This is a genomic window from Okeania sp. SIO2B3, from assembly GCF_010672525.1.
Classification (GTDB): Bacteria; Cyanobacteriota; Cyanobacteriia; order Cyanobacteriales; family Microcoleaceae; genus Okeania.
The window spans coordinates 1-6,658 of record NZ_JAAHGH010000187.1; the positions used below are offsets into that span (position 1 = coordinate 1).

Consider the following 6,658-nt stretch of genomic DNA (forward strand, 5'->3'; position numbering starts at 1 on the left):
TTTCAGTTATCAGTTATCAGTTATCAGTTATCAGTACCTCTGCCTAAAGTCAGAGGCTTGAAATATTGAAGTTTATTTTTTTTCATCCCCTTGAAAGGGGAGGCTTGAGACCTGATTTTTTGGTCAGCGAGTCAGAATATAAAGGATTTTTAATAGATACCTACAGAAAATAAACTTGCTCTTTATTTGACAGTTATCGAGAGAAGTAAAAATCACTTACAAAATCATTTTTCCTATCTTTGGATTGAAAATTTATTCCCTATTCCCTGTTTCCTACTCTTGCAAAAAGTCTATATCTTTATCTTTTTTTATAAATGTCTAATAGCTATTAACTACAATTAAATTTTTCACAACCTATTTAGGATTGTTATATATGAAATAGTTAGATAAAAATGTAAAAAAATTGAATTATAATACACTTGCTGCTTGACATTATATTAATAATAAAAATTTAGGTTATTGTTGATTTTTGCTAATTCTCTATTTCTAATTTTTTAAAGCTATACCCATAATGTTACCTCCACCTTGAGCTTTAGCTAGACGCATTGCTAAAGCAACTTCAGGTAATGTTTTACCGTATCCGATAGTGCCAGTTAATCCAGTTTTCTCTTTGTAAATTCTCTGTAAATCGTTTAGTAAACTTGCCTGATAAGGTGCTTTAAAGAGAATATTGTCTCCTTCGGCAAAAAGTACGCTTTTGTGATCTTTTGTTGCTTTGTAGATTAACTTTTTCAACTCTCCAATAACTTCATGTACTATATGACTTCGCTGTCTTACTTCATCTTCATTTGATTGTTCAAACGCCATTTTTAAATAGTCACCTGTAAAATCACCATCGAACCCAAAATAAAAAATTGTCTGATTTTTATCTGTTGGGGTTTCTAGAATTTGAACATTTACAAGTTGACCATTTTGATCTAGAAAAGAACTTAGTGTTTTAGTGGTAAATTGTAGAAATGCAAATGCTAATTGAGAAGACAAGCGAGATTGAATAGCTATTATATCCTTTGAATAACTATTTTCTGAACAAGGATGAGCAATATCATTTCGTACGGAGGTGATTAGTCTAGTGATATATTCTAATGTTTCAGTCTTAACGAAGTATTTTGGATTTTGAGAAAAAACATCCCGCACTTCATCTAACTTTTTTCCTAGTGTTTTGTTTTCCAAATCAGCACTTTTTATAATCGTTAAAATGATATTTGCGACTTCTTCAACTCCAGCAGAGGAAGAAAAAATAGAATGACGATAACTATAGGTTTCTTCAGTTACTTCGCCAATTAGACGAGAATTTACTCCAGATAAAAGTGATTCTCGTAAATGTTCAATATCAACTCCAGAAGGTAATAATTTTGTTAGGCAATTTACAAGATCATTAATATTTGAACGGTGGCGTAAAACCTCTGTATAATTTAATTTTCCGAAAGTATCAAACTCCCTTATCGGCGGAAACTTACTATATTTTATACTTACCTCTGCTTTTTCTAATTCATGGTAAAAAAGACTAGCTTGCTTTTTTCTAGTATCTGGATCTTTAGAGAAATCTATTTCCAACGAATAAATATTTTCTATATCAAGTACATAACCAAAAACAGCAAGTATAGACTTAAGAGATGAAATACCACCTGTCAAGTCAATATAGTTTTGTGGATTATCAAGAGGGTTAACAATTGTTCGTAGTTGCTCTACAAGATCCCTGAATCTATCAACATTAGAATCTTCTATTTTTGTGACATGATGTACTAAACTTGTGGAAGAAATTTTATAGTTGCTTAAAGCTTCTTGCCAACCTACTGAAGTTGTCAAAGCTTGTAATGATTGTTCAGAATGAAAAATGTGTACTTGACGAAAAGTTAAATCGCTATTTTTGGTATCATTTCGCGCTTGAAGGGTAGCTCTAATAATAGCGTTAATCATTGCAGCAATGTTTGTATTTCCCGCTAAAATTAGCTTGAATGATTTTTGATAAATGTTCATTTTCAATTTGTTGAATTCCCTATAATATAATTTATCTACTGTATAGTGGAGTTTAAATGTTATACTAAGTCTAGTTATGATCAAGATACTTTTTCCAACTCTTTTTTAATCCTTCTGCCTTTTGCCTTCCCCTCTTCAGAAAGATACTAATTAGGGTTTGCTGAATAAAGTCTTTTTACTCGGGTAGGAGACAGGAGACAGGAGACAGGAGAAATGGAAACTATAGAGGAAATAGTAGGAAGAATCGTCCCTTGATTTTTCTGCTCAACTCTTGAACAAAATTCACTCATTTTTGAACCATTACCACCTAAAACCTCGCATTTTTTGATACTTAAAAAGGCTAAAACCTTTGTCTATAAAGACTTTTATATTTAATCGGCAAGCCCTAATTAGGGTTTGCTAAAAAAGTCTTATAGTTGAGGATATAATTCAGGATTTATAATTTATAATTCATAATTCATAATTCATAATTTAGAGGATTTAGGAGGAAGAAATATCCCTTTATTTTTCTATCCTTATCTACTCAAAACTCTAATTTTTTTAGCTTTTTAGACCAAAAAACTTGCACCTTTTTTAACTCTAAAAATTATCAAGTGTTGACAGATAAAGGCTTTGACAGTTAATCAGCAAGCCCTAATTAAATTAAATTTGGTATAATACCAAATTGAAAAAATAATTTTACAAATAAACTGGCTATAATAATCCACCTAAAACCTAAAACCTAGCATCTAGTACCTAACATCTACCACCTAAAACCTAGAAAATTATTTGTAGCAAAAATTTATCAATTTGGTATTATTGCTCAATCAAGTCTCCATTTTTTGATAAAAAAATTAGTTGCCAGTAGAAACTTTTCCTACTAACAACTAATAATAATTAACTATTAAATAATTAATCAACTTACCTTGGAATAGGCAAAGAAAGTTGAGGTTTAGTATCTGGTTGATGACCATTACCATTACCATTAGAATGCTCTGGAGATAATAATACTTGACGAATCAAACGAGCGATCGCCCGTTGAGTCAAACCACTTGCAACTTCTTGCCCCATCTTTTGCATTTCTGGTTTAGCTAATAAACTTGGCACCAACTGCGCCAACTGCATAGCATCAAAACCAGGAGTATCTTGAATAATTTGCCAAATACGTTGAATATGCTCTGCTCTTTTTTCTTCTGGAGAATTTGTAGATGTAATTCTGGTCGGTTTTTCTTCCTTCATACCCAACAATTCACCCACTCTATTTCTCACATTAGAAAAAGTATTTCTGGATGCTAAGTCAAGACTATTAATCAACTCTTCAACTAAACGCACCCGAATAAAATCACCACGTTCAGACAATAAGAAATCTAGAGCTTGGTCTAATACCTTGCTAATATCATAATCATCACTATTACTCGCATTTCTTAATAGATTTTCCAATCTATTCCAACGAAAATCACCATCCTTAAAAAGTAAATCTTTCAGAGAAGTTCTTAACTCAGGAGCAGGGTCAGTTAGTAAACGTTTCGCCACATAAGGATAAGCTTTACTCAATACCTTAAAATTAGGATCGACATTAATCGCAATACCTTCCAAAGTCACCAAAGAACGAATAATCAAAGCATAATAAGCAGGCACAGTAAATGGATACTCATACATTAAAGCTGATAATTGGTCTGTAATACTCTTAAAATTAAGTTCTGCCACACTAGCACCAAGAGCATTATTAAACACACCAGCTAAAGCAGGAATAATCGGAGTTACATCAGTATCAGGAGTCAAAAATTCTAGCTTAATATAATCCTGAGCCAAAGCTTCAAAATCACGATTTACCAAATGTACAACAGCTTCTAATAAACCATATCGCTGATAAGGTTTAACCTCACTCATCATGCCAAAATCTAGATAAACCAACTTACCTTCTGGACTAGCCAATAAATTACCAGGATGAGGGTCAGCATGAAAAAAACCATGTTCTAATAACTGTCTCAAAGAACATTGCACGCCAATTTCTATCAGATATTTGGCATCAATATTTTTAGCTTTTACAGCTTCCAAATTAGTTAATTTAGTACCCGTTATCCACTCCATTGTTAATACACGACGACCCGTATATTGCCAATAAATTTTAGGAACATAAATATCTGGAAGATGACCGTAGAGTTGCTTAAATTTTTCCGCATTACGACCCTCTTGAGTGTAGTCCATTTCCTCAAATATTCGATTCCCAAACTCATCCATAATAGCTACTAAGTCACTGCGGAGTCGCTTAATACTTTTATGTGCCCAAATAGCTAGTGTTCTTAATATATAAATGTCTAAAGCAATATTTTCCGCTAAACCAGGACGTTGTACTTTTACCGCTACTTGTTCGCCTGTTTTAAGTTTGCCTTTATAAACTTGTCCAAGGGAAGCTGCTGCAATAGGATTAGGTGTTAATTCTGCATAAATTTCTTCTGGAGGGAAACCTAATTCTTCTTCTATAAAACGATAGGCTAATTCATTAGGAAAAGGGGGTAATTGGTCTTGTAACTTAGCCAACTCTTCTAAATATATGGGAGAAGCTAAATCTGGTCGAGTAGATAGCGCTTGTCCCACCTTAATAAAAGCCGGACCAAGATTTGTCAAAATTTCTCTTAACCTAATTGCCCGTTTTAGTTCATTTTTAGTGGCATTACCTGTAATTTTGTCCAACCACAAGCTAAAAGCAAATGATAAAAAAGTCCATAAAACACTGATGCGCCTTTTCCACACTGGCAAAGGGCGTTTACTGTATAAGGCTGTAATTGCTTCTGGGTCATAGCGTAGAGCATTACTTTCTACTGGTTTTGAATAATCTTGAGACTTAACCATATCTATATTTGTCACTGGCATTGCCTCTATTTCTAATGTGTCTAATTTCTTAGTATGTGAATTCAAATATTCTTTTTGGGTAGCAGATGATATTGTTTCCAGATTCATAAAATTTTAGATTTTTTTTATAAAGGTTGTTAAATATTGTAACAATATGGCTGTCGTTTCACTGAAGTCAAAAGTCAAAAGTCAAAAGTCAAAAGTTAGCTCAAGTCAAAAGTAAGAATTTGACTATCTCCATACCCAGAATTTCCTCTAGTCACAGAAAAATTGTTAGTAAATCAAGAATCAAAAAAATAATTGTAAAATTTCACTATTGCGACATACGCAACAGTAGAACATCAAACCTAGACTGCAAAGCAACTCAGAGTTGATTTCTACATCCCAGAAAATATTTGACTCTATCTCTAGAGGAAATTTCCTCTAATCACAGAAAAATTGTTAGTAAATCAAGAATCGAAAAAATAATTGTAAAATTTCACTATTGCGACATACGCAACAGTAGAACATCAAACCTAGACTGCAAAGCAACTCAGAGTTGATTTCCACATCCCAGAAAATATTTGACTCTATCTCTAGCGGAAATTTCCTCTAGTCACAGAAAAATTGTTAGTAAATCAAGAATCGAAAAAATAATTTTAAAAATGACTGTTGCGTATGTCGCAATAGTAGAAATTAAGCCTAGAGAGCAAGGTAACTCAGAGTTGATTTTCACTGCCAGAAAATATTTGACTATATTTCTCCCTACCCGGAATTTCCTCTAGTCACAGAAAAATTATTAGTAAATCAAGAATCGAAAAAATAATTGTAAAATATGACTGTTGCGACATACGCAATAGTAGAACATCAAACCTAGACTGCAAAGCAACTCTGAGTTGATTTCTGCATCTCAGAAAATATTTGACTTTATCTCTCTACCCAGAATTTTTCGACTCACAGAAAATTTATTAGTTATTAGTCCGGAAGTTTCAGTATACTTTCCGTATGAATGAGTATTAATGATAGTATTGCGATTTATAAAAATTCGGGAAAATTTGATATGTCTGTAACAAATACGAGTCAACAAAATCACATAATAAATGGGTGTACCTTTATTAGAAGTACACCCTCAAATGCTAATTATGGACTTACTTTAGTAAAAGATTAGTCTATTATTTCAATAAGCTTTCCCTCCTTACCTCAAACTTCACTGGTACATCACGTATCTCTATTTCAACTGATGTAGTTGATGAAGTTAGTAAACATACAGTTACAGACGTAATCAAAGGCAATACTAGCTTTTCTAGAATCCAACCTTTGTTGTTGTGATTCGTATTTTTCATTGATTTTTTCCTGTTAATAACCAAGCTAAGTTGCAGTAAAATAATGTTTTCGGCCAAAAAACATTTATCGCAACTTAGCTTTTCTTTTGCAGTTTTACTTTATTACTAATATCTAATGTATTTGTTTATTTCCGGACTAGAAAATAAAATAGACAGCAAGGCAACTGAGAGCTGATTTCTACATCTCAGAAAATATCGGACTCTAATCTCTTTACCCAGAATTTCCTCTAGTCACAAAAAAATTTTTAGTAAATCAAGAATCGAAAAATTAATTGTAAAGAATGACTATTGCGACATACACAACAGTAGAGCATCAAACCTAGAAAGTCAGGAAACTGACAGTTGATTTCCACATCCCAGAAAATATTTGACTCTATCTCTACCGGAAATTTCCTCTAGTCATAGAAAAATTGTTAGCAAATCAAGAATCGAAAAATTAATTGTAAAGAATGACTATTGCGACATACACAACAGTAGAGCATCAAACCTAGAAAGTCAGGAAACTGACAGTTGATTTTCACATCCCA

The 6,658-nt window shown here is 32.6% G+C and carries 2 protein-coding genes; both read right to left on the minus strand.

Annotated features, from left to right (window positions below; all coding sequences use genetic code 11):
* Positions 1 to 486 precede the first annotated feature (486 nt).
* Positions 487 to 1,977: a mCpol domain-containing protein gene (locus F6K15_RS37045; protein ID WP_293071007.1), complete on the minus strand. Its 1,491-nt coding sequence runs from the start codon at positions 1,975 to 1,977 to the stop codon at positions 487 to 489.
* A gap of 900 nt (positions 1,978 to 2,877) precedes the next feature.
* Positions 2,878 to 4,917 (minus strand): AarF/ABC1/UbiB kinase family protein, encoded by a 2,040-nt coding sequence (locus F6K15_RS37050; protein ID WP_293071009.1) that lies wholly within the window; start codon positions 4,915 to 4,917, stop codon positions 2,878 to 2,880.
* Between the last annotated feature and the right edge of the window lie 1,741 nt (positions 4,918 to 6,658).

Coding starts and splice junctions, on each gene's coding strand:
- F6K15_RS37045 (WP_293071007.1), bottom strand. CDS start 1,977: ATGAACATTTATCAAAAATCATTCAAGCTAATTTTAGCGGGAAATACA.
- F6K15_RS37050 (WP_293071009.1), bottom strand. CDS start 4,917: ATGAATCTGGAAACAATATCATCTGCTACCCAAAAAGAATATTTGAAT.